This window comes from Pedococcus dokdonensis (assembly GCF_900104525.1).
Taxonomy (GTDB): Bacteria; Actinomycetota; Actinomycetes; order Actinomycetales; family Dermatophilaceae; genus Pedococcus; species Pedococcus dokdonensis.
Genome location: NZ_LT629711.1, coordinates 1,867,407 through 1,891,356, shown reverse-complemented (window position 1 = coordinate 1,891,356; position 23,950 = coordinate 1,867,407). Strand labels below are relative to the sequence as shown.

13 protein-coding genes and 1 pseudogene are annotated in these 23,950 nt (G+C 72.3%); 4 read left to right on the top strand and 10 right to left on the bottom strand.

The window, feature by feature from the left end; translation table 11 throughout:
- Positions 1–13: 13 nt before the first annotated feature.
- Positions 14–1,027 (top strand): tetratricopeptide repeat protein, encoded by a 1,014-nt coding sequence (locus BLQ34_RS09000; RefSeq protein ID WP_091784266.1) that lies wholly within the window; start codon positions 14–16, stop codon positions 1,025–1,027.
- Positions 1,028–1,107: 80 nt separating this feature from the next.
- Entirely contained in the window at positions 1,108–2,421 is a 1,314-nt protein-coding gene (locus BLQ34_RS08995) for an ATP-grasp domain-containing protein (protein WP_197674808.1), read from the top strand.
- A gap of 58 nt (positions 2,422–2,479) precedes the next feature.
- Here the strand turns inward: BLQ34_RS08995 and BLQ34_RS18755 are convergent, their stop codons facing one another.
- From BLQ34_RS18755 to BLQ34_RS08970, 6 genes and pseudogenes are all read right to left on the bottom strand, one after another.
- On the bottom strand, positions 2,480–2,650 hold the full coding sequence (locus BLQ34_RS18755) for a hypothetical protein (RefSeq protein ID WP_157692960.1): 171 nt from the start codon (positions 2,648–2,650) through the stop codon (positions 2,480–2,482).
- A gap of 109 nt (positions 2,651–2,759) precedes the next feature.
- Positions 2,760–4,403 carry a phosphoglucomutase (alpha-D-glucose-1,6-bisphosphate-dependent) gene (gene pgm, locus BLQ34_RS08990; RefSeq protein ID WP_091784263.1) on the bottom strand — a complete coding sequence of 548 codons (1,644 nt, stop codon included), beginning with the start codon at positions 4,401–4,403 and terminating at the stop codon, positions 2,760–2,762.
- Positions 4,400–6,601, bottom strand: a pseudogene (gene glgB, locus BLQ34_RS08985) (1,4-alpha-glucan branching protein GlgB); the annotation flags it as partial. The pseudogene glgB and the gene pgm, both read right to left, overlap by 4 nt.
- Before the next feature lie 424 nt (positions 6,602–7,025).
- Positions 7,026–8,462 carry a maltokinase N-terminal cap-like domain-containing protein gene (locus BLQ34_RS08980; protein ID WP_091784260.1) on the bottom strand — a complete coding sequence of 479 codons (1,437 nt, stop codon included), beginning with the start codon at positions 8,460–8,462 and terminating at the stop codon, positions 7,026–7,028.
- Positions 8,455–10,164, bottom strand: a complete 1,710-nt coding sequence (treS, locus tag BLQ34_RS08975; protein ID WP_091784257.1) for a maltose alpha-D-glucosyltransferase — start codon at positions 10,162–10,164, stop codon at positions 8,455–8,457. Before treS ends, BLQ34_RS08980 begins: the two co-directional genes overlap by 8 nt.
- Positions 10,164–12,314: an alpha-1,4-glucan--maltose-1-phosphate maltosyltransferase gene (locus BLQ34_RS08970; RefSeq protein WP_091784254.1), complete on the bottom strand. Its 2,151-nt coding sequence runs from the start codon at positions 12,312–12,314 to the stop codon at positions 10,164–10,166. The genes treS and BLQ34_RS08970 overlap by 1 nt, the downstream gene beginning before the upstream one ends.
- Before the next feature lie 156 nt (positions 12,315–12,470).
- Between BLQ34_RS08970 and glgP the strand changes: the two genes are divergently transcribed.
- Both glgP and BLQ34_RS08960 read left to right on the top strand, forming a co-directional pair.
- A complete protein-coding gene (glgP, locus tag BLQ34_RS08965; protein WP_091789674.1) occupies positions 12,471–15,050 on the top strand; it encodes an alpha-glucan family phosphorylase in 2,580 nt (859 codons plus the stop codon).
- A gap of 182 nt (positions 15,051–15,232) precedes the next feature.
- Positions 15,233–17,134 (top strand): serine/threonine-protein kinase, encoded by a 1,902-nt coding sequence (locus BLQ34_RS08960; protein WP_091784251.1) that lies wholly within the window; start codon positions 15,233–15,235, stop codon positions 17,132–17,134.
- Positions 17,135–17,151: 17 nt separating this feature from the next.
- Here the strand turns inward: BLQ34_RS08960 and BLQ34_RS08955 are convergent, their stop codons facing one another.
- The 4 genes from BLQ34_RS08955 to BLQ34_RS19130 form a co-directional block, all read right to left on the bottom strand.
- Positions 17,152–19,284 carry a DUF3488 and transglutaminase-like domain-containing protein gene (locus BLQ34_RS08955; protein ID WP_157692958.1) on the bottom strand — a complete coding sequence of 711 codons (2,133 nt, stop codon included), beginning with the start codon at positions 19,282–19,284 and terminating at the stop codon, positions 17,152–17,154.
- Positions 19,281–20,366 (bottom strand): DUF58 domain-containing protein, encoded by a 1,086-nt coding sequence (locus BLQ34_RS08950; RefSeq protein ID WP_157692957.1) that lies wholly within the window; start codon positions 20,364–20,366, stop codon positions 19,281–19,283. The genes BLQ34_RS08955 and BLQ34_RS08950 overlap by 4 nt, the downstream gene beginning before the upstream one ends.
- A gap of 159 nt (positions 20,367–20,525) precedes the next feature.
- Positions 20,526–21,515, bottom strand: a complete 990-nt coding sequence (locus BLQ34_RS08945; protein ID WP_091789671.1) for an AAA family ATPase — start codon at positions 21,513–21,515, stop codon at positions 20,526–20,528.
- Between the two features lie 10 nt (positions 21,516–21,525).
- Complete coding sequence (locus BLQ34_RS19130) at positions 21,526–23,949, bottom strand: NHL repeat-containing protein (protein WP_091784243.1); 2,424 nt, start codon at positions 23,947–23,949, stop codon at positions 21,526–21,528.
- Position 23,950 lies beyond the last annotated feature (1 nt).

The window sequence follows — 23,950 nt, the reverse complement described above, 5'->3', positions numbered from 1 at the left end:
AAGAATCGCTCGCATGAGTGACCAGCCGTTGACCACCGGTGGCCTGCGGGGCGCCGTCGACCTGACCGCACTGCGCCACCAGCCCCCGGCCCCCGCATCCGGGGCGCCCGCATCCGGGGCCCCCGCATCCGGGGCGCCCGCCGGTCCGCCGACGCCGGCCGGGGGTGGCCGTGCCGAGGGTGTGCCCGGCCGCTCGGGGGTCGTCGTCGAGGGCACCGACGCGACCTTCCAGGAGATCGCGAACGCCTCGGTGGGCGTGCCGATGCTGCTCGTCCTGTGGGCGGCGCAGATCCCCGAGTCGCGTGACTACCTCGACACCGTGGTCCGGGTGGCCGGCGGCTACGAGGGCCGGTTCCAGGTCGTCAGCATCGACGTCGAGCGCAACCCGACGCTGCTGCGGGCCTTCCAGGTGCAGAGCGTGCCGATGACGATGGGCCTCATCCAAGGCCAGCCGGTGCCGATGTTCGCGGGCATCCAGCCCGACTCGGCGCTGCGCCCGGTGCTCGACGAGTTCCTCGCGCTCGCCGTGCAGCACGGTGTGGCCGGCCGGGTGGACGTGTCTGCGACCGAGGGCACGACGGACGGCACCACCTCCGCGGACGTCGAGCCCGAGCTGCCCCCGCTGCACCAGGAGGCTTACGACGCGATCGAGCGCGGCGACCTCGAGGCTGCCGCCACGGCATACCAGCAGGCGCTCAAGCAGGACCCCGCGGATGCCGACGCCGAACTGGGACTGGCCCAGGTTGGCCTCCTGCAGCGGACCGACGGGGCGGATCTCAACCAGGCCCGTGCGGCCGCCGCCGAGCACCCCACCGACGTCGCCGCCCAGTCGCTGGTCGCCGACCTCGACGTGCTCGGCGGGCACGTGGAGGACGCCTTCCTGCGGCTCATCGACCTCGTCCGCGCCACCTCCGGTGACGAGCGCGAGCAGGCCCGCCACCACCTGCTCCAGCTGTTCGCCGTCGTGGGCTCGCACGACGAGCGGGTGCGCAAGGCGCGCACCGCGCTGATGAGCGCGCTGTTCTGAGCGCCGCCGCGCGACGACGCTGAGCCACCGCGTCCCCAGAGGGGTCGCGGGCGGCCCCCTGAGCCGACAGGATGGGGCGCATGGCGAAGACTCAGGAACACCTCATCGGACTGTTGCTGGGCGCGGAGGGTGACTGGCCGCGCGCGTTCGAGACCCTCGCGGGCCGACTCGGCGTGCTGACCGGACCCGACGGCGCGAACCACCGGGTCACCACCGAACGCGTGAGCATCGAGCCGTTCAACCTGCGCGACAAACCACGACATGACCTGGTGATCGACCGGTTGGCGTACTGGTACTACCACCCGCGCGAGTGGCTCAAGAAGGTCGCGCTGATGGACGACGTCTACCTCCTCAACAGCCCGTTCACGTTCCAGTCGATGGAGAAGCACTCGGCCTACTGCGCCCTGCTGCGGCTCGGCATGCACGTCCCCGACACCGTCCTGGTGCCCTACAAGAACCCGGTCGACAACGTGCGCTGGGCCTACACGTCGGAGCGGTACAACAAGCCGTTCGACCTCGAGGAGATCGCCGAGCAGCTCGGCTACCCGCTGTTCATGAAGCCGTTCGACGGCGGCGGCTGGCGCGGTGTCTCGCAGGTGAAGAACGCGCAGGACCTGCGCTCGGCCTACGACGACTCCGGCGAGATGCTGATGCACCTGCAGGCCTCCGTGGCCGACTTCGAGGTGTTCGCGCGCGCCCTGACCATCGGGCCTGAGACGATGGTGATGAAGTTCCAGCCCGACGAGCCGATGCACAACCGGTATGCCGTGGAGCACGGCTTCCTGTCCGAGGGCGTGGGCACCGAGGCGGTCACCATCGCGCAGACCGTGAACGCCTTCTTCCGCTGGGAGTTCAACTCCTGCGAGATGCTCGTCAAGGACGGCGTGGTCTACCCGATCGACTACGCCAACGCGTGTCCCGACGTGGCGGTCACGTCACTGCACTACTACTTCCCGTGGGCGATGAAGGCCCTGCTCAAGTGGTCGGTGTTCTGCGTGGCCACGGGGCGCAAGGCCCGCACCCAGGTCGACACCGACCCGTGGTTCCGGGTCGCAGACGACGAGGGGCTCGACTACGGCGGCAAGCTGGCCGCCTACCAGGGGCTCGCCGACTCGCACTTCGACACCGACCGCTACCGCGAGTTCTGCGACGCCGCGCTCCCGCACATCGACGAGATGGTGCTCGAGTGGGTGGACTCCGACGACTTCCGCGACCTGCTCACCGAGACCATCCGGGCGACCTACCCGCAGCACGAGTGGGACAAGTTCGAGGGGCACTTCGGTGGGCTGACCCGGATGTGGGTGTCGGACGAGACGTCCCGGCTCGGCCGCGGGCGCTCCGCAGTCGACGAGACGGTGGTCAGCGGACCGGCCCCGGCGGTCGTCGCCGACTGAGACGACGAACGGCCCCACCATCGGTGGGGCCGTTCTCGTGGTGCGGTAAGGGTCCGGATCAGCAGGCCCGGCACTCCACCTCGACCTGGTGGCGTCGTGCCTCGGGCTGCATCAGCCGGGGGCGGCGCAGGCCGCGGAGCTGGTCGAGGGTGGCGAGGTTCGGTCGGGAACTGCCCGTCCGGGGAAGGGGGCGGGCCACGGTCTGGTGTGCTGCGTTCGTGGGCGTCATGTCGGGTACAACGGAGGCTGCCTCCGGTTTGTTCCGGAGCCAGCCTCCGATTTCGGCGAGTTCTCGCCACGGCGTCAGACGCTGCGGGCGCCCTCTCGGCTGAGGGGCCTCAGCCGCCGAGGGCCGCTCCCACGACCTCCTTCGCCTCGGCCTGCACCTGGGCCAGGTGCTCCGGGCCGCGGAACGACTCCGCATAGATCTTGTAGACGTCCTCGGTGCCCGAGGGCCGGGCGGCGAACCACGCGCTCTCGGTGGTGACCTTGAGCCCTCCGATCGCCGCGCCGTTGCCGGGCGCCTCGGTGAGCTTGGCGGTGATCGGCTCCCCGGCGAGCGAGTCGGCGGCCACGTCGTCGGGGGAGAGGGCGGCGAGCTTGGCCTTCTGCTCCCGGTTCGCCGCGGCATCGATCCGGGCGTAGGCCGGGTCGCCGTGCGCGGCGGTCAGCGCGCGGTAGTGCTCGCTGGGGCTCTGGCCGGTGGCCGCCAGGATCTCCGACGCCAGCAGGGCCAGCAGGATGCCGTCCTTGTCGGTGGTCCAGGCCCGGCCGTCCCGGCGCAGGAACGACGCTCCCGCCGACTCCTCGCCCCCGAAGCCGAAGCTGCCGTCGATCAGCCCGGGCACGAACCACTTGAAGCCCACCGGCACCTCGACGAGCCGACCGCCGACATCGGCCGCGACGCGGTCGATCATCGACGACGACACCAGCGTCTTGCCGATCGCCGCGCCGTCCGGCCAGTCCGGCCGCGCCCCGCCGAAGAGGTACTGGATGGCCACGGCGAGGAAGTGGTTGGGGTTCATCAGCCCGCCGTCGGGCGTCACGATGCCGTGCCGGTCGGCGTCGGCGTCGTTGCCGGTCGCGATGGCGTACTCGTCCTTGCGGGCGATGAGCGACGCCATCGCCGAGGGGGAGGAGCAGTCCATCCGGATCTTGCCGTCCCAGTCGAGCGTCATGAACCGCCACGTGGGGTCGACCAGCGGGTTGACGACGGTGAGGTCGAGGCCGTGTCGGTCGGCGATCTCGCCCCAGTAGTGCACCGAGGCCCCACCCAGCGGGTCGGCGCCGATCCGCACTCCTGCGTCCTTGACCCGCTGCAGGTCGAGGACGTGGGGCAGGTCGTCGACGTACGTGCCGAGGAAGTCGTAGGGCTGCGCGTGCGCGCGGGCCCGGCTGAACGGCATACGACGGACACCGTCGAGTCCCGCAGCGATCAGCTCGTTCGCTCGGGCGGCGATCACCTTGGTCGCGTCGCTGTCCGCCGGGCCGCCGTGCGGCGGGTTGTACTTGAAGCCGCCGTCCGACGGTGGGTTGTGCGACGGGGTGACGACGATGCCGTCGGCGAGCACCGACCCGGAGGTGCGGCCCTCGTTGGCGCGGATGATGGCGTGGCTCACCGCCGGGGTCGGGGTGTAGCCGTCGCGGTGGTCGACCAGCACGATGACGTCGTTCGCGGCCAGCACCTCGAGCGCCGTCGCCCAGGCCGGCTCGGACAGCCCGTGGGTATCGCGGCCCACGAACAGCGGCCCGTCGTACCCCTGCGAGGCGCGGTAGTCGCAGATGGCCTGTGTCGTCGCCAGGATGTGGGTCTCGTTGAACGCCGTCTTCAGGCTCGAGCCGCGGTGCCCTGACGTGCCGAACGCGACCTGCTGGTCGACGTCGTCCGGGTCGGGCTGCAGCGTGTAGTAGGCCGTCACCAGGTGGGCGACGTCCACCAGGTCGGAGGGCTCGGCCGGCTGTCCGGCGCGTGAGTCGTTCATCGGTCGCCCTCCACCTCGGTGCTGCCGCCTTGGACCGCGCCCTGCTCCACGGGGGCGAGGTAGACCGCCGACAGCGCGGCCACCCTGACCTCGACCGAGAACGGCTGCCCGTCGGCACCCTGCTCCTGGGCCGTCACCACCGTGTCGGCCTGGCTGGCGGTCCCGAACTCGTCGTAGCCACTGGTGTCGAGGACGACCTTCCAGTCGCCTGCCCTCGGCACGCCGATCCGCAGCGGGTCGCGGGCCAGCCCACCGAAGTTGACCACCACCGCGACCACCGCGCCCTGCCGGTCCGGCGTGCCGAAACGCAGGTAGGAGTAGGTGTTCCAGGCGTTGTCGTCGGCGTTGAGCCACTCGAAACCGGCCGGGTCGGAGTCCAGCGCCCACAGCGCGGGGTTGTCGCGGTAGACCCGGTTGAGCTCCTTGACCAGGTTGTGCACCCGGTAGTGGGCGGCGTGGTCGAGCAGCCACCAGTCGAGCTGGCGCCCGTCGGCCCACTCGGCCTCCTGCGCGAACTCGCTGCCCATGAAGATCAGCTGCTTGCCGGGGTGGCTCCAGATGTAGGCGAGGAAGGCCCGCACCGTGGCCAGCTGGTCGTAGCGGCTGCCCGGCGCCTTGCGCAGCAGGGACCCCTTGCCGTGCACCACCTCGTCGTGGCTGATCGGCAGCAGGTAGTTCTCGGAGTATGCGTACATCAGCGAGAAGGTCAGCAGGTGGTGGTGGTACTGCCGGTGGATCGGGTCCTCCTTGAGGTACTTCAAGGAGTCGTTCATCCAGCCCATGTTCCACTTCAGGCCGAAGCCCAGGCCACCGGTGTCGGTGGCCTTCGTGACACCCGGCCAGGAGGTGGACTCCTCCGCGATCGTGACGATCCCCGGCACCCGCTTGTATGCCGTGGCGTTGGCTTCCTGGAGCAGGCCCACCGCCTCGAGGTTCTCCCGTCCGCCGTGGACGTTGGGGATCCACTCGCCGTCCTTGCGGGCGTAGTCGAGGTAGAGCATCGAGGCCACTCCGTCGACCCGCAGCCCGTCGACGTGGAACTCCTCCATCCAGTAGACCGCGTTGGCCACGAGGAAGTTGCGCACCTGCATGCGGCCGAAGTCGAAGATGTAGGAGCCCCACTCCGGGTGCCAGCCCTTGCGCGGGTCGGGGTGCTCGTAGAGCGGGAGGCCGTCGAACCGGGCCAGTGCCCACGGGTCGGTGGCGAAGTGGCCGGGCACCCAGTCGAGGATCACGCCGATGCCGGCCTGGTGCAGCCGGTCGACGAGGAAGCGGAAGTCGTCCGGCCGCCCGAACCGCGCGCTCGGGGCGTAGTAGCTCGTGACGTGGTAGCCCCACGACGGTGGGTAGGGGTGCTCCATCACGGGCATGAACTCGACGTGCGTGAAGCCGAGGTCGGCCACGTAGTTGACCAGGTGCTCCGCGAGGTCACGGTAGCTGTGGCCGCTGCGCCACGAGCCCAGGTGCACCTCGTAGACGCTCATCGGCTGCCGGTGGGCGTCGCCGCTGCGCTGCTGCATCCACGCGTCGTCGCTCCACGTGTAGCGCGACTGGACGACCGACGACGCGCGACCCGGGGGGAGCTCGGTGGCCCGGGCCATCGGGTCGGCCTTCTCGCGGACCTTGCCGTCGGCGCCACGGACCAGGAACTTGTAGAGGGTGCCGTCGCCGACGCCCGGCACGAACAGCTCCCACACGCCCGACTCACCCAGCAGGCGCATCGCGTGGCTGCGGTTGTCCCAGGAGTTGAAGTCGCCGCTCACGTGCACCGCCTGGGCCCGGGGGGCCCAGACGGCGAAGGACGTGCCGACCACCGTGCCCATCGGTCCCGGGTACTCGCGGACGTGGGCGCCGAGGACGGTCCACAGCTCCTCGTGGCGGCCCTCGCCGATGAGGTGCAGGTCGATCGGCCCCAACGTCGGGGCGAACCGGTAGGGGTCGTCCATCTCGTGCTCGATGCCGTCGGCGTAGGCCACCGCCAGGCGGTAGTCCTGCGTCTCGGTGGCGCCGACCCGCAGGCCGCCCCAGACTCCGTCGGCCTCGTGCCTGAGCTCGAGGTGCTCACCGTCCTGGAACCGCACCCGCACGGAGGAGGCGAACGGCTTGTAGGTGCGGACCAGCAGACCGCCCTCCTCGAGGTGGTGCCCCAGGAGGTCGTGCGGCTGCTGGTGACGACCGTCGGCCAGGGCGCGGATCGCCTCCTCGGGGTCGCCGGAGCCGGGACCGGTTCGGGTGCACGTTCCACCACGGGCTCGGTCGGCGGCTCGGCCGTCCGCCGCGCCGCGGCCCGGGTTGCCGGGGCGTCCGCGTCGGGCTCCGGCAGCCCGAACCACCCCTTCGCACCGCTCCCGGCAGGCTCCTCCGCAGGCTCCGCAGGCTCAGCAGGCTCAGCAGGCTCAGCAGGCTCGGCAGGCTCGCCAGCAGGCTCAGCAGGCTCGCCGGCAGGCTCCTCAGCGGGCTCTGGGACAGCAGTCTTTGCAGGATCCGACGGACCAGGACCCGTCGGATCGCTCAAAGACTCGAGGGTGTCGGGGGTGTCGGGGGTGTCGTGGGTGACGGGGGTGTCAGGGATGTCGGGGGTGTCGGGGGTGGGCTGCTGCTTCTTTTTGCCGAACCGTGGACTCACGTCAGGTCCTTCCTCGCGTCGTCGAGCAACCGGTTGACGGCGGCCGTGGGGATGGTCAGCCAGGTGGGGCGGTTGCGGGCCTCGTACACGACCTCGTAGAGCGCCTTGTCGAGCTGGAATGCCGTGAGCAGCGCCGCGTCGGCGCGCGGATCGCGACCGGACCACTCGGCATACCCGTCGAGGAAGGCGCGCTGGGCGCTCTCGGCCCACGCGCGCGCACTGCCACCGGGGTGGGAATGTTCCCACGACCCGGCGGCGTAGTCGAACGAGCGGAGCATGCCGGCGATGTCGCGCACGGCGAGGTCGGGGCGCATGCGTTCGGACAGCGGTCGCAGCGGCTCGCCCTCGAAGTCGAGCAGCACCCAGCCACGGCCGTCGACCTTGAGCACCTGGCCGAGGTGGTAGTCGCCGTGGATCCGTTGCAGCGCAGGCCAGCTCGCGTTGACGGCGCGATCGACGACGTCGGCGATCCGGTGCTCGTGGGCAGCCAGCGCCGGCACCTCCGAGGCTGCCGCGACGTAGCGGGCGCGCATGCCCGCCGCGACCGACGCGATGGTCTCGGGCGACGCCGGCTCGGTCGGCAGGATCTCGGCCAGGCGGGCGTGCACCTCGGCGGTCGCCGCTCCGAGCTGGCGGGCCGACTCGTCGAAGTCCTCGCGCGCTCCCACGGCACGCAGGGCCACCCGCCAGGCGTCCTCGGTGCCGGGGAAGAACTCCTGCGCGAAGGCCAGGTGGCCGCGCGACGGCTCGTCGCCCTCGGCCACGGCCGGCCAGGCCGCGCTCACGGTGCCGACCATCGTGGGGACACGGGTCGAACCCGCCTCGGACAGGGCGCCCTGCACGGTGACGTCGGGGTTCTCGCCCGACTGGAGCATGCGGAACACCTTGCAGATGAACGGTTTCGGCGCACCCGAGTCATCGAGGCAGTCGAACACGATGGACGTGTTGGACTGCTCGCCGGAGAGCACCTTCGACGAGCGCAGGGTGGTTTCCCCGCGCCAGGACGGGTGGCGCCGCGGCACGACGTCGGGCTCGGCGGTGTCTGACTCGCCGCCGGCCTGTGGCACCGCCTGCTCGAGCACCAGGGCCAGCAGCTGGGCGGCGTAGACCGGGTCGTGGGGGCCGTCGTAGACCCACCTCGGACCGAGCACGCTGTGGTGCATGGTGCCCACGAGAGCGTGCTGGGCACCGTCGAGCGGCGCACCACGGTAGGTGAGTGGCACCTGGTAGACGACCGGCTCCGGGCCGCCCTCGTCGACGAGGACGAGCGTCTCGATGCCGACCTCGCCGTCGGGGTCGTCGAGCCGCCACGACCAGAGCTTGCGCAGCACCGGGACGCGGCCCTTGGCGGCATACCAACGCTGTCGGGCCATCCAGGGCTCGACCAGCTCGACCTTGCCGGGCTTCAGGGTGGCGTCGTGGATCTCAGCCATGAGCCGCCCCCGGCACGAGTCGCAGCCAGAAGAAGTCGCGCGACCCCAGGGTCAGCGTGATCGTCCCGTCGTCACTGATCTTCGGGAAGCCCGAGCCGCCGAACAGGTCGGCGAGCTGGGCGCCCTTGAACTCCTCGGGCACCCGGATCGTCGTCGCCTGCGGCCGGCTGGCGAGGTTGTTGACGCAGAGCACCGCCTCGGAGTCGGTGCTGCCCTCGTGGTCCCAGGTCACCCGCAGGAACGACAGCACCGCGTCGTTGTCGGACGGGCACACCTCGAAGTCGCCGAGCCCGAAGACCGGGTGGCGCTTGCGGATCTCGAGCATCGCCCGCACCCAGTGCAGCAGCGAGGAGCTGCTGGCCATCTGGGCCTCGACGTTGACGTTGTTGTAGTGGTAGACGAGCGACGACACGACCGGCAGGTAGAGCTTGCCGGGGTCGGCCCCGGAGAACCCGGAGTTGCGGTCGGGGGTCCACTGCATGGGCGTGCGGACGGCGTCACGGTCGTTGAGCCAGATGTTGTCGCCCATCCCGATCTCGTCGCCGTAGTAGAGGCACGGCGAGCCCGGCAGCGACAGCAGCAGCGCGTGGATCAGCTCGATCTCGGCGCGGCTGTTGTCCAGCAGGGGCGACAGCCGGCGTCGGATGCCGACGTTGGCCCGCATCCGCGGGTCGGGCGCGTACCAGCCGTACATCGCCGTGCGCTGCTCGGGCGTGACCATCTCGAGGGTGAGCTCGTCGTGGTTGCGCAGGAACGTGCCCCACTGGGTGCCGGACGGTTTGTCGGGGGTGTCGGCGAGGACGTCGACGATCGGCGCGGCCTTCTCCTCGCGCAGCGAGTAGTAGAGCATCGGCATGACCGGGAAGTGGAAGCACATCTGGCACTCCGGCTCCTCCTCGGTGCCGAAGTAGTCGACCACGTCGGCCGGCGGCTGGTTGGCCTCGGCGAGCAGGATCCGCCCGGGGTACTCGGTGTCGACCATCTTGCGCAGCTTGGCCAGGAACGCGTGCGTCTTCGGGTGGTTCTCGCAGTTGTGCCCCTCCTCCTCGTAGAGGTAGGGGACGGCGTCCAGCCGGAACCCGTCGATGCCCATGTCCATCCAGAACCGCACGACGTCGAACATCGCCTCGTGCACGGCAGGGTTCTCGAAGTTGAGGTCTGGCTGGTGTGAGAAGAACCGGTGCCAGAAGAACTGCCGCCGGATCGGGTCGAAGGTCCAGTTCGACACCTCGGTGTCGATGAAGATGATGCGGGCGTCGGAGTAGCGCTCGTCGGTGTCGGACCAGACGTAGAAGTCGCCGAACGGGCCCTCGGGGTCGGAGCGCGAGGCCTGGAACCACGGGTGCGCGTCGCTGGTGTGGTTCATCACGAAGTCGGTGATGACCCGGATGCCGCGGGCGTGCGCCTGCGACACCAGCTCCTGGAAGTCGGGCAGCGTGCCGAACTCGGGCAGCACCGCGGTGTAGTCGGCGATGTCGTAGCCGCCGTCGCGCAGCGGTGAGGCGTAGAACGGCGGCAGCCACAGGCAGTCGACCCCGAGCCAGGCGAGGTAGTCGAGCCGGCCGATCAGCCCGGTGAAGTCGCCGGAGCCGGAGCCGTTGGAGTCGCCGAAACCGCGGACGAGCACCTCGTAGAACACGGCGGTCTTGAACCACTCGGGGTCGTTGCGGAGCCCGGGCTGGGCGAGGTTGAGCCCCTGCATCAGAACCTCCGGACCGCGACGACGTGGACGGGCTCGGTCTCCGGTCCGAGTCGGACGTAGACGTGCTCGCCCCAGTGCCATGAGGCCCCGGTGATGAGGTCCTGCGCCGCGATCCCGTCGTGGTAGTCGAGGCCGAGGGCGGGCATGTCGAGGTGGACGGTCGACTCGCGGGTGCTGTGCGGGTCGAGGTTGGCGATCACGACGATGATGTCGTCGGTGCCGTCCGGCAGCACGCGCCGCTTGGAGAACGCCATGATGTTCTCGTCGTCGACGTGGTGGAACGTGATGTTGCGGAGCCAGTGCAGCGCCGGGTGCTCGCGTCGGATCTCGTTGATCCGGGTGAGGTAGCCGGCCAGCGACTGACCCTCCTTCACGCCACCGGGCTCGTAGTCCTCCCAGCGGCGGTTCTTGTACTGGTACTTCTCGTTGTCGATCTGCTCCTCGGCGCCCGGGCGGGCCACGCACTCGACCAGCTCGTAGCCGGCGTAGATGCCGTAGGTCGGGACCAGCGTCGCCGCCAGCACCGCACGCAGCTTCCACGCCTCGGGGCCACCGAACTGCATGTAGGGCGTGAGGATGTCGTGGGTGGTCGGCCAGAACGACGGACGCATGTAGGCGGCCGCGTCGCCCGAGAGCTCGCGGAGGTACTCCTCGAGCTCCCACTTCTGGTTGCGCCACGCGTAGTAGGTGTAGGACTGCTGGAAGCCGATCTTGCCGAGCGAGTGCATCATCGCGGGCGTGGTGAACGCCTCGGCCAGCCAGATCACGTCGGGGTGGTCCTTGGCCACGTCGTCGATCAGCCACTGCCAGAACTCCACCGGCTTGGTGTGGGGGTTGTCGACCCGGAAGATCTTGACCCCGTGGTCGATCCACACCTGGATCACCCGGCGCATCTCCGCGTACGACCCGGCTGGGTCGTTGTCGAAGTACAGCGGGTAGATGTCCTGGTACTTCTTGGGCGGGTTCTCGGCGTAGGCGATGGTGCCGTCGGCCCGGTGCTTGAACCACTCGGGGTGGGTGGTGACGTAGGGGTGGTCGGGGGAGGCCTGCAGCGCGATGTCCATCGCGACCTCCAACCCCAGCCCCTCGGCCTGCGCGACGAAGAAGTCGAAGTCGTCGAAGGTGCCGAGGTCCGGGTGGATGGCGTCGTGGCCGCCGTCGGCGGTGCCGATGCCGTAGGGGCTGCCCGGGTCGTCCGGACCGGCGTCGAGGGTGTTGTTGGGTCCCTTGCGGTTGGTCGTGCCGATCGGGTGGATGGGGGTCAGGTAGACCACGTCGAAGCCCATCCCGGCGATGGCCGGCAGGCGCTTCGCGGCGGTGCGGAGCGTGCCCGACGTCCACTTCCCGGTCTCGGGGTCCTGCACCGCGCCCTCGGAGCGCGGGAAGATCTCGTACCACGCGCCATACAGCGCACGCTCACGCTCGACGAGCAACGGGTATGCCGTGGACGGGCTCACGTGGTCGCGCAGCGGCCGCGCGGCGAGCTCGGCCCGCACCGACGGGTCGGTGCCCGCGTGCAGGCGGGCCAGTGGTGGGCGCCCGGTGTCGCGCAGCGCGGTGACGGCGTCGGCGAGGACGGTGGTCTGCTCGGCCGTGCGGTCCACCTCGGCGATGGCGCGCTCGAGCACCCGCGCACCCTCCTCGAGCATCAGCTCGGCGTCGACGTCGGCGGCCACCTTGATCGTGGCGTCGTGGTCCCAGGTGCCGTAGGGGTCGGACCAGCCCTCGACGCGGTAGGACCACCAGCCGACGGCGTCGGGCTCGACGACGGCCGTCCAGGTGTTCAGCCCCGGGTTGACCGGGGTCATCGGCAGGACCCGCTCCGTGCCGTCCGGGGTGACGAGCACGACCGAGGCGTTGACGGCGTCGTGGCCCTCGCGGAAGACCGTGGCCCCGATGCTGAACTGCTCGCCCACGACCGCCTTGGCCGGTCGGGCCCCGCCGTCGACGACCGGGCTGACGTCCTGGACCGGGATCCGCCCGATGGCGACCTGGGGACGGGTCGTCGTGGGCGCGGTGGTGGGGGTCGAGGCGGCGGGCGCTGGGGAGGGCGCTGGGGAAGGTGGAGGAGCCGGCGCCTTGGTCGCCGGGGGTCGTCGACCGGGCTTGTCAGGTTTCCCGGTCTTGGGTGCGTCAGGAGGGACGGGCATGGCTGCCGGTGGCTTCGCTGTCACGCGCCCGACGCTACTCGGTCGGCCCCTCGCGCACCTCCCCACGTGCAGAGATGGGCAGGGCGCCTGAAAAATCTTGAAAGTTCTGCAAGAAGGCGTCATTGACACGGCGTCGCAGGCCTTAGGATGCCCCTCGTGAAGGCGATCCGACGCTTCAGCGTCCGTACTGTCCTGCCCGAGCCCATCGCGGCCCTCGGCGACCTCGCGAGCAACCTGCGCTGGTCCTGGCACCCACCCACGCGCGACCTCTTCCAGCGGATCGACCCGCAGCGCTGGGACAAGGTGCGCAAGGACCCGGTGCGGCTCCTCTCGGCACTCTCGCCGCAGGAGCTCGGCGACCTCGCCGGCGACTCGGAGTTCGTGGCAGCCGTCGCGGCGGCGAAGTCCGACCTCGACACCTACCTGTCGGAGCCGCGCTGGTTCCAGGCCTGGGCCGACGAGGTCGAGGGTGGCGCCCCGAAGGCGATCGGCTACTTCAGCCCCGAGTTCGGCATCACCGAGGTGCTGCCGCAGTACTCCGGCGGTCTGGGCATCCTCGCGGGTGACCACCTCAAGACCGCCTCCGACCTCGGTGTCCCGATCGTCGGCGTCGGCCTGTTCTACAAGACCGGCTACTTCAAGCAGAGCCTGAACCGCGACGGCTGGCAGCAGGAGACCTACCCGGTCCTCGACCCGGACGGCCTGCCGCTCAGCCTGCTGCGCGAGGACGACGGCACGCCGTGCGTCATCACCCTCGACCTGCCGGGCGGGCGCGTGCTGCACGCCCACGTGCTCAAGGCGCAGGTCGGCCGGGTGCCGCTGCTACTCCTCGACTCCGACGTGCCCGACAACGACGAGGCCGCCCGCAACATCACCAACCGCCTCTACGGCGGCGGTGGTGAGCAGCGCCTCCAGCAGGAGATGCTGCTCGGCATCGGCGGTGTCCGCGCCCTGCGCCTGTGGTCGCGCCTCACCGGCGCCCCGACGCCGGACGTCTACCACACCAACGAGGGCCACGCCGGCTTCCTCGGCATCGAGCGGATCCACGAGCTCACCGCGTCGGCCGGGCTCTCCTTCGACGAGGCCCTCGAGGCGGTCCGCGCCGCGACCGTCTTCACCACGCACACCCCGGTGCCGGCCGGCATCGACCGCTTCGACGCCGAGCTGATCACCCGCCACTTCGGCGGCGAGCGCGCCGTCGAGGGCGTGCCGGTCGAGCGGCTGCTCGCCCTCGGCGCCGAGGACTACCCGGGTGGCCAGGCCGGCATGTTCAACATGGCCGTCATGGGCCTGCGCCTGGGCCAGCGCGCCAACGGCGTGTCCCAGCTGCACGGCGTCGTCAGCCGCGGGATGTTCGACGGCCTGTGGCCGGGCTTCGACGACGACGAGGTGCCGATCTCGAGCGTCACCAACGGCGTCCACGCCGGCACCTGGGTCGACCGCAAGGTCTACGAGGTCGCCGCGAAGCACCTCGGCACCACCGACATCGAGCGTGACAACGCCTGGGACCGGATCGGTGACATCCCGCGCGACGCGATCTGGTCGACCAAGCGCGAGATGCGCCAGCAGCTGGTCGACGAGGCCCGTCGCCGCACGAAGTCCTCGTGGAAGAAGCGCGGTGCCAGCCCGGCCGAGCTCGGCTGGGTCGACGACATCCTCGACCCCGACGTGCTCACTATCGGCTTCGCCCGCCGCGTGCCGACCTACAAGCGGCTCACCCTGATGCTGCGCGACCCCGCCCGGCTCAAGCGACTCCTGCTCGACGAGAAGCGCCCGATCCAGCTCGTCATCGCCGGCAAGTCGCACCCCGCCGACGAGACCGGCAAGCAGCTCATCCAGCAGATGGTCCGCTTCGCCGACGACCCCGAGATCCGGCACCGCATCGTGTTCCTCCCGAACTACGACATCGCGATGGCGCAGTACCTCTACCCGGGCTGCGACGTCTGGCTGAACAACCCGCTGCGCCCGTTCGAGGCCTGCGGCACCTCCGGCATGAAGGCCGCCCTCAACGGCGGCCTCAACCTGTCGATCCTCGACGGGTGGTGGGACGAGTGGTTCGACGGTGAGAACGGCTGGGCCATCCCCACCGCCGACGGCGTCGAGGACGCCGAGCGCCGCGACGACATCGAGGCGGCCGCGCTCTACGACCTCATCGAGAACTCGGTGGCACCGCGGTTCTACGACGTCGACGCCGAGGGCCTCCCGCAGAACTGGATCTCGATGATCACGCACACCCTGGCGACCCTGGGTCCGAAGGTGCTGGCCAGCCGGATGGTGCGCGACTACACCACCCAGCTCTACGGGCCTGCCGCTCGCGCCGGCTGGGCGCTCAACGGCGAGACCTTCGAGGGCGCTCGCGACCTGGCGGCCTACAAGGCCAAGGTCAAGGCTGCGTGGCCGACCGTCCATGTCGACCACGTCGAGTCGACCGGTGTCGGCGACAGCCCCGAGATCGGCGAGACGCTGCACGTCAACGCCTACGTCACGCTCGGCGCGCTGAGCCCCGACGAGGTCGACGTGCAGGTCGTCCACGGCACCGCCCGCGACTCCGACGAGCTGCGTGACGTCGTGAGCGAGTCGCTGCAGTTCGTCGAGTCCTACGAGGGCGGCCGGCACCACTTCGCCGGCGACCTCGCGCTGTCGCGCACGGGCTCGTTCGGCTACACCGTCCGCGTCCTGCCCAAGCACGCCGGGCTGGCCAGCACGAGCGAGCTCGGCCTGGTCGCCAACGCCTGACCCGACCAACACCCCGAGGTATGCCGCGTGCGGACGTCCGCACGCGGCATACCTGTCCCTGGTGCCAGGGCGGCCGGTCTTTGATGGGTTGACCACGCCAGGGTGGGGGAAACCCTTCAAAGACTGGTCAAGGCCCCGGAGTCGCAGACGTGTGGGTTCGTCCGTTCGGGCATGATGTGCCCATGAGTGAGGGGGTCCACGGCTCGAGCGTGCCCGACAGCGCGTGGGCGCCCCCTGCGCCCGCGTCGGGCGAGGTCGGCATCGGGCTGGCCGGCTACAGCGACTTCGTCGAGATCGCCCGCGGTGGCGACAGCGTGGTCTACCGAGCCAGGCAGAACGCGCTCGACCGGCACGTGGCCGTCAAGACCGTCGACGTCGAGGCGTCCTCGAGCGGCGCACGGTTCAGCCGCGAGCTCGAGATCACGCTCGGGCTCGGGCGCCAGCACCCCCACATCGTCACCGTCCTCGACACCGGCACGACCGCCGACGGCCGGGCGGCGATCGTGATGGAGTACCACGAGCTCGGCTCGCTGCACGACCGCCTGGCCGCCACCGGGCCCCTGCCGGTGGCCGACGTGGTCAAGGCGGCCTCGGCCGTCGCCGACGCCCTCGACTTCGCGCACAGCCACGGCGTCCTGCACCGGGACGTCAAACCCCAGAACGTGCTGGTGCTGCCCACGTCCTACGTGCTCGCCGACTTCGGGATCGCGCGGATGGCCGACGCGGGTCACACCGCATCGCTCGAGCGGTTCTCCTACCGGCACGCCTCGCCGCAGGTGCTCGACGGCCGGCCCCCGACGGCAGCCGACGACATCTGGTCGCTGGGCTCCACCGTGTTCACCCTGCTCGACGGGCGGGCTCCGTTCGCCACCGACGACCCGGCCGACGACACGGCGCTGGCGTACCTCGGGCGGGTGCGCCGCGGCGAGCGGCGGGTGCTGCGCCGCGACGACGTGCCGCCCTCGCTGGCCGAGCTGCTCGACGGCTGCCTGTCGGCCGACCCGGCGCAGCGACCCTCGATGGCGGTCCTGCGCCAGCAGCTGGGGGTGCTGTCGAGCGAGCAGTGGGCGTGGCAGCCCGGGGCCGCACCCACCCGGGCCGACCCCGCGCCGGCCCCGCTGCCCGTGGCTCCGGCAGCCCCGGTGGCTGACCGCGCCGTACCCGCCGCCGATCCTGCCTCGGTCGAGGCTCCGGCAGCCGCAGCCGCAGCCGCAGCCGCTTCCTCGGTCGAGGCTCCCGCAGCCGCAGCCGCAGCCGCAGCCGCACCCGCTTCCTCGGTCGAGGCTCCCGCTGTCCCGACCGGGGCCGACCCGGCCGCCGTCCACGCGGAGGCAGTGCCACCCGGCACGCCCGGTGGTCCCGTCGAGCCGCCAGCTCCCGCAGCCCTCGCCACCGCCCAGCCGTTGCCCGCCACGTCGGCGATGGCTCATCTCGCACCCGAGCGCGCCGACCGGGCCGAGCGGGCCGACCGGGCCGGGCCTGCGAGCACGGACGCCGAGCCGACCGGTCGGGCGCCGCTGGACGCCGACGCGACGGGGGACGCGGGGCGCCCACCGGCCGGCGCGGTCGACGGTGCCGGTGGCCACGACGGGGACGGGTCCCGGTCCCGGTTCCGGGTGCTCGCGGTCGCGGTGGTCGCGCTCCTGCTCGGCCTGACCGTCGGGATCGTCGCGAAGGTCGCCGGTGGCTCCGGGGGAACGCCCGCAGCGAGCAGCACCACGAAGGTCACCGCCGCCCCGGTGCCGACCGTCTCGACGGCGCCGACCGGCTCGGTGACCAGCCAGGCCTACGACATCGGCAACCCCGACCTGGCCCCCACTGACCTGCAGCTCACCGACAAGGGGTCGGCGCTCGAGCTCACCTGGAAGGACCAGACCGGTGGCCGGGCGCAGTTCCTCGTCGTCGACGTGACCGGCGGCCGGCAGAACAACGTGGTCCAGGTCGCGAAGGGCTCGACGTCGTTCAGCCTCGAGGGACTCGACCCGGCGGCCACGAAGGTCTGCGTGCAGGTCGCCGCCCTGGTGTTCGTGGACGGCGTGCAGGACGGCGGAGCCACCGCGCCCGCCTGTGTCCAGCGCAACTGACCTCTGCCGCGACCCCGTCAGCGCGACCGTCTGCCCCGCAGCACCCGGGGGTCGAGGTGCCAGACGGCCCTGCGCCACCAGGGAGCGGCTCGGCGGATCGCCGTCGTGATCGCGACCGCCTGCGCCCAGGAGTCGTCGGACCCCGGGGCAGCTGGCGGGGGGCTGGTGTGGGCGTCCGGGGTGGTGGGGGCGTAGGCAGCCCGCTCGGCCCGCTCGAGCAGGCTCACCGGCAGGCCTGACTCGGCGAGCCGGGGGTGCGTCGCGGTGATCCGGGCGGTGACGTCGGCGGCCGACTCGGGCCCCCTGGGCGGGGTGCCGGCCAGGACCAGTGCGTCGACCTGGTGCTGCCACGCTCCCAGTGCCCCGAGCCGCCGCAACCGGGTGCGCCGTCGGGTGCGACCGACTGCGAGGACCAGCAGGCCGAGGAGCACCAGCGCTCCGAGCCCGGAGCCCAGCAGCGCCAGGCGGTGGGTCACCGAAGGGCGCTGGCCCTCCTCCCCGGCACCGGGGCCGGGGCCCGGGCGCAGGGCGTCGGTGCCGTCGTCGGCAGGCTTCGCCGACTCGCCGAGGCGGTCGAGCACCTCCTGCCGAGGTGCGCTGCGGGCCGCGCCGGTCTGCGTGGGGGTCGGGTCGAAGGGCACCCAGCCGAGGTCGCTGAAGTACACCTCGGGCCAGGCCAGCACGTCACCGCCGGTGAGGGTCACGGGACTGCTCGCACCCGACGGCACCTGGAGGCCGACCACCAGCCGGGAGGGGAGCCCGATCGACCGCGCCAGCACGACGTAGGACGCGGCGAACTGCTCGCTCGTGCCGATCGAGCTGCCCCTGCTGGGAAAGAGGAACTGGGTGAGCTGGGCGTAGGACGACCCGCTGGGGGCCTTGGGGCTGAAGGCCCGTCCCGAGCGCACCAGCTCCTCGAGCGCCACGGCCTGCTCCAGCCGCGAGGTCGCCTTCGCCACCCCGGTCCGTGCGTAGTCGCCGAAGGCGCGAGGCAGCTGCGGGGTCCGCAGGTAGCGCGCGGCGAGCGCCTGCGTGGGCACGGCTGCGGCTGCGAGGGTGGCGTCGTCGGCGGCACCCACCCGGCCCGAGAGGCGGTAGGACTGGCCCTCCCGCAACCCGCCCAGGCTGACCAGGGCGCCCGAGTCGGCGTCGACCCGCAGGTCGTCGAGGTCGATGCTCGTGGGGTGACCGGCCGACGGGACCCAGCCCCCGGTGAGCGTGTCGACGTGCACGGTCACGGAGTAGGGGAGCTGGTCGGCCCCCGCCGGCAGGTCGGCGACCGGCTCTGCGCCCGGGACGGTGAACCGTCCGCGGTTGCTCCACGTCGCCCCGTCGAAGTCCGGCAGCACCGCGAGCACCAGCCGACCCGGCGCGGTGCCGTCGACCCGCACCAGGGGCAGGTCGCTCTGGTCCGCCCAGACGGGCAGCATCGGCAGGGGGCTGAGCACCTGCGCCTCCTGCCGCGGGGTGTGCACCAGGCTGCGCGGCTCGAACGCGTCGGCACCAGGGCTCCCGAGCGCGGCGAGCGGGGCCACGACGGCGGCGGCGGCGAGCGCCGCGACACCTGCCCGCACCGCCGCACCCCGGGGTCGGCGCGGGGACCGGGTGACCCCGCCGTCGGCAGACCGGGGCAGGAGGGTCCAGCCACCGACGGCGGTGACGAGGAGGACCAGGGCGAGCAGGCCGGATCCGTCGGCGCGGCCGGCGGTGAGCAGCGCGGCGAGGAGGTAGAGGGCGGCCGCCACGGCGACCGGCACGCCCGCCGAGGCGCGGGCGCGGGTCTCGGCGAGGGTGGCGACGACGGACAGCACGAACACGACGGCCAGCACCGGAGCCAGGTATGCCGCGGCGGCCGGTGCCGGGCGCGGCGCGGTGAGCAGGCGGGGCAGGGCGTCGAGCAGGTCGGGGGTGGCGAGGGAGAGCGCCACCGTCGTGAGGATCGAGGTGGCCAGGGCGGCGCTCCAGCGCGGCAGCCGCAGGGCGGCAGTGGCGACCGCGAGCAGACCGGCGACGCACGTCGCCAGGACCACGAGCGGGGCGAGGACGGGGAGCCCGAGGAGGCGCCCGGAGTAGGCGGGCGTGAAGGCGAGTGCGGCCGTCGTCAGGAGGGCGACGCACCAGAGCAGCCGGGCAGCCAGGGGACGGGTCACGACCGCACCGCGTCCCAGGTCGCCAGCACGTCGCGGGCCCGGGCGCCCGACAGGGTGGCTGCGCCTGCCGCCCACGTGATGGGCGCCTCGGCAGTCGGGTCGACGAGCAGCAGTGTCGGCCGCAGACCACCGGCGATGGTCGCGAGGCGGGTGCGGTCGCTGTGCCGGCTACCGACCACCACGAGCACATCGGTGCCGTGCAGGGCGGGGATCGCGGGCTGCTGCGGACCGATCTCGGCGGCCAGGTCGCACAGGGCGACCAGGGCCGGCTCGAGCACCCCGACCGGGTCGACCGCCACCCCGATGCCGGCGGGCAGGTCGACGTCGGCCCGACCGCTGATCGAGACGAGCCGACACGGGTTGCCGTCGGCCACCGCGGCGCGCAGCAGGCTGGCGGCGACGTCGGCCATCTCGTCGAGGTCGCCCGGCTCGCGGGTGCTGGCCGGGGAGTCGTCGACGAGGACGGTGAGGTGGGCGCGGGACGGGTCGCTGTCCTCGCGGATCATCAGGGTGCCGGTGCGCGCCGTCGTGGCCCAGTGCAGCCGACGGAGGTCGTCGCCGGGGACGTACTCGCGCAGGCCGGTGAGGTCGGTGCCGCCCCGCTCGACGCGTTCGTCGGCCCCGGCATGTCCGCGGGTGAGGCCCGAGGGCACGCCCGTGCAACGGTGCAGCTGAGGCGTGACGAGGAGGTCGCGGGTGTCGCCGAGATCCATGACGCGGAGCCACAACCCCGCAAAACCGTTGCGGCGCAGCGTCATCGGGCCGATGGCGAGGCGGCCCATGCGTTCGGTGGGGAGGTCGAAGACGACCTCGCGCGTCTCTCCTGGCGCGAGCCAGGGCACGTCGATGTCGACCGGGCGCCCACCGACCCGGTCCTGCGCGTCGAGGCTGACTCCGAACCGCCCGGACGAGCTGGTCAGGGCGAGCCGGCCCTGGCACGGGTCGAGCCGCGCCACCCTCGACGGCGCGATCGTCCGGTGCACGGAGACGGGCAGCCGCAGCAGGACGCTCGCGAGGCTGACCACCTCGAGGGCGAGCAGGGCCAGGCCGAGCCCGCGCACGGTGGGGTAACCAGCCGACACACCCGCCACCGTAAGCACTGCCCCCGTCGCCAGCACCACCCAGCCCCGGGCGCTGGGGCGCACCGTCGCGCCGCGCACCCCCGGCCGGCGCACCGTCGCGCCGCGCACCCCCGGCCGGGTGCGGGCGACTTCGCCGGTCCCCGGGTCCGTCGCCACGGGTCAGCCCGCGCTGGGCCGCGGCACCGCGGTGGTCTCGACGATCTCGCCCACGACGTCAGCGCCGGTGGTCCCGCCGACGGCCACGTCGCGGTGCACGATCACGCGGTGCGAGAGCACCGGTCCGGCCAGCCGCTGCACGTCATTGGGGACGACGAAGTGCCGACCCTGCGCCGCGGCGTGCACCTGCGCGGCCCGCACGAGGGAGCGCAAGCCACGGGTGCTGGCCCCCATCCGCAGCCGCGCGTCGGCCCGCGTGGCGGCGCCGAGCGCCCTGACATAGCGCAGGATCTCGTCGGCGACGTGCAGCCGGGCGAGCTGCTCGGTGTGGCGCGCGACGGTCTCGGGGTCGGTGACCGTGGCGACGGCCGAGACGTTGCCGGCCCCGGTCCCCGGGCGCAGCACCCCGATCTCGAACTCGCTGTCGGGGTAGCCGATCGTCGTGCGGATCATGAACCGGTCGAGCTGGGCCTCGGGGAGACGGTAGGTGCCGTCCAGGTCCACGGGGTTCTGGGTCGCGACGACGAGGAACGGCGTGGGCACGGGGTGGGGGACCCCGTCGACGGTGACGGTGTGCTCCTCCATCACCTCCAGCAGCGCCGACTGGGTCTTGGCGGCGGCCCGGTTGATCTCGTCGGCCAGGACGACGTGGCTGAAGACGGGGCCCTCGCGGAACCGGATCTCGCCGGAGTGCTGGTCGTACACCGTGGTGCCGGTGACATCGCTCGGGAGCAGGTCGGGGGTGAACTGCACGCGGCTCGACTTGCCCCCGAGCGCCCCCGCGACCGCGCGGGCGAGCGTGGTCTTGCCGGTGCCGGGCACGTCCTCGAGCAGCACGTGACCGCCCGCGAACATCGTCATCACGACGAGCTCGACCACGGCGCGCTTGCCGTGGACGGCGCCCTCGACGGCGTCGACGACCTGGCTGTGCAGCTGGCGGAACGCCGCGACCTCCGCCTCGGTCATGGGAGCGGCTCCCGCGGTCGTGGTCATGCTCGCGTGGTCATGGTCGTCGGCCTCCGGACAGGTCGGGTCGTGGTCGGTATGCCGCGGGGCGGCCGGTCGGGTCGTCCGCGCCCTCGACCCGTCCCCGACCTCGCAGCCGGAGCGTGCGGAGCAGGGCGGCCCCACCGAAGAGCGCCCCGGCCCAGGCGAAGCGGCCGTCGGTGCCACCCGGGACCGTGCCCGCAGCGGGGCCGACCGACGGGGTCACCGGGCAGATCCGACCGGTGGTGCCACCGCAGTCGCAGGGCGGCAGGGCGGGCGTCGAGATCACCTCGAGGGCAAGGAAGCCCTCAGGCAGCCCTTCCTCCGGGACGAAGGATGCCGGTGCGCTGTAACAGGATCCGGTGCCCTCGGCGTAGTAGGTCTGGGTCGCGGAGTCAGCGGTGCGCGTGCCGTCGACGCTCGTGGCACGGACCGCGATGGTGTACTCCTTGCCCATCCGCATCATCGTGCCGACCTGCACGGTCTGGGCGCCGCAGCCACTCATGGCGACGGTGACGGGAGCAGCGCCGTTGACGGTCTTGACGATCGCGCAGGTGCCGGGGTGGCTCGCCCAGGCGCCGCCGATCTCGGCGTAGATCGGGTCGCCGATGCTGTAGCCGGACTCGTAGACGTTCGTCACGACGGCGGCCCCCGCCGCGGGCACCTGGTCGGTCGTGGGGGTCGGTGTCGGAGTGGGAGTCGGAGTGGGAGTCGGTGTGGGTGTGGGGGTCGGCGTCGGCTCAGGAGTGGGCGTCGGTGTGGGGGTGGGCGTCGGGGTGGGCGTGGGCGTCGGGGTGGCGCCTCCGGCGACGGTCACCTCGTTGCTGGGACGCGACGCCGTCGAAGCCCGCCCCTTGACCGCCGTGACCACGAAGGAGACGGTGCGGCCGGCCTGGAGCCCGATGACCTGGGCCGTCGTGGCATCGCCGGGGGCGGAGGTGCTGAGCCCGCCGCCCACCGGGGTGACGGTGTAGCCGTCGACCTTGCTGGGGCCGGGGGTCCAGACGACGGTGACCTCGCCGTTGCTGCGTGCGGTGGCCATGACAGCGGTGACGGCCTCGGGACCGCTGCCCGGGGTGGAGCCGGTGGGGGTGCCCGAGGGCGTGCCGACCGGCGGCCCGTCGCCGCCAGTGCCCTGGCCGTTGCCCGAGCTGCCGCCGGAACCCTGCGAGCCCTGCGGCCGGTCGGTGCTCGTCGGCTTGGGCGACTCCGGCGGTCGCGAGGCGGACGGGGTGGGGGTGGGTTGCACCAGGGCCGGCGGCACCGGCGGGATCACCGGCGGCGGCGGGGGCGTGTCGACCTGGCGCACCGGGACGGTCTCGTCCTTGAGCTTGATGGTGTGGCTGGCGCCGTTCGGGTCCACGACGACACCGGTGGCCGCACCGGGCGTCGAGACGACGAGGCGCCCGTCGTCCACGACCAGGGTGGGGGTCTGGCGGTCCGCGGTGAGGATGTCAGGGGAGGCCCGTCGTCCGTCGGGGCCGAGCACGACGACGCGCCCGGCGCCCCCGCACGGCACGTAGACCTTGCCCCCGAACACGGTGGGCTTCTGCGGGGCCGAGCAGCCGAGGTCGCTCAGGCTGAGCTCGTGCGCCTGGCCGCCGGAGAGCAGCACCACCCGGCCGAGGTCGGTCGCGGCGGCAGCGACCAGCGAGGACGGCGACTCCGAGGCGGCCTCGATGTCACCACGCAGGTCGGGCAGGGCGACGGCGACGTCGGAGTTCGTGCCGATCTGCACGACCACCCCGCCGTCCGGTCCGAAGGCCGTGACCCCCCGCGGGTGGGCCACCAGCCGCGTGCCGGGGCCGGCGCCCTTCACGGGGTGGTCCTGCTGGCCGATGAAGCGGTCCGCCGCGTCGGACCAGCGCACCGAGACGACCCGGCCGTCGGCCTGCGCGAGCCAGATCGTGCCGCCTCCGTCGATGACCGCGTCGGCCAGCTTGCCGACCCGCAGCTCGCTGCCCAGGTCGGTGAGGGTGATCGGGTCGACCCGTCGCAGCGAGCCCTGGTCGAGGTCGACGAGGTAGACCCGTCCTGCGCCGACGAGGAGCTTGGTGTGGCCGCCGGGCGCGGCTGAGCGCCGACCACTGGCCAGCAACGTCGCGAGGTTGATCGAGCTCACCTGACCGGTGGCCCCGTCGGTGACGAGGAGGCGTCCGTCGCGCTGGTTGATCTGCAGGTCGCTGCCGGCCCCGCCGAGCTGCAGCCGCGCCTGGGGAGCGCCCGTGCTCGGGTTGACCTGGACGACCTGTCCGGTGGCGTTGTCGGGCAGCCAGGTGAGACCGTCCGCGACGTCGAGCGCCACGCTGGCGAGCCCCTGGCCGGCCACGGCGCCCACGAGCAGCGACGCGGCCACGGCGACGGCGCCGACCTCGACGGCACCCTTCTCCCAGGCTCGTCCGGCTGCGCCGGTCCACCCTCGCCAACCTCGACGTGCCATC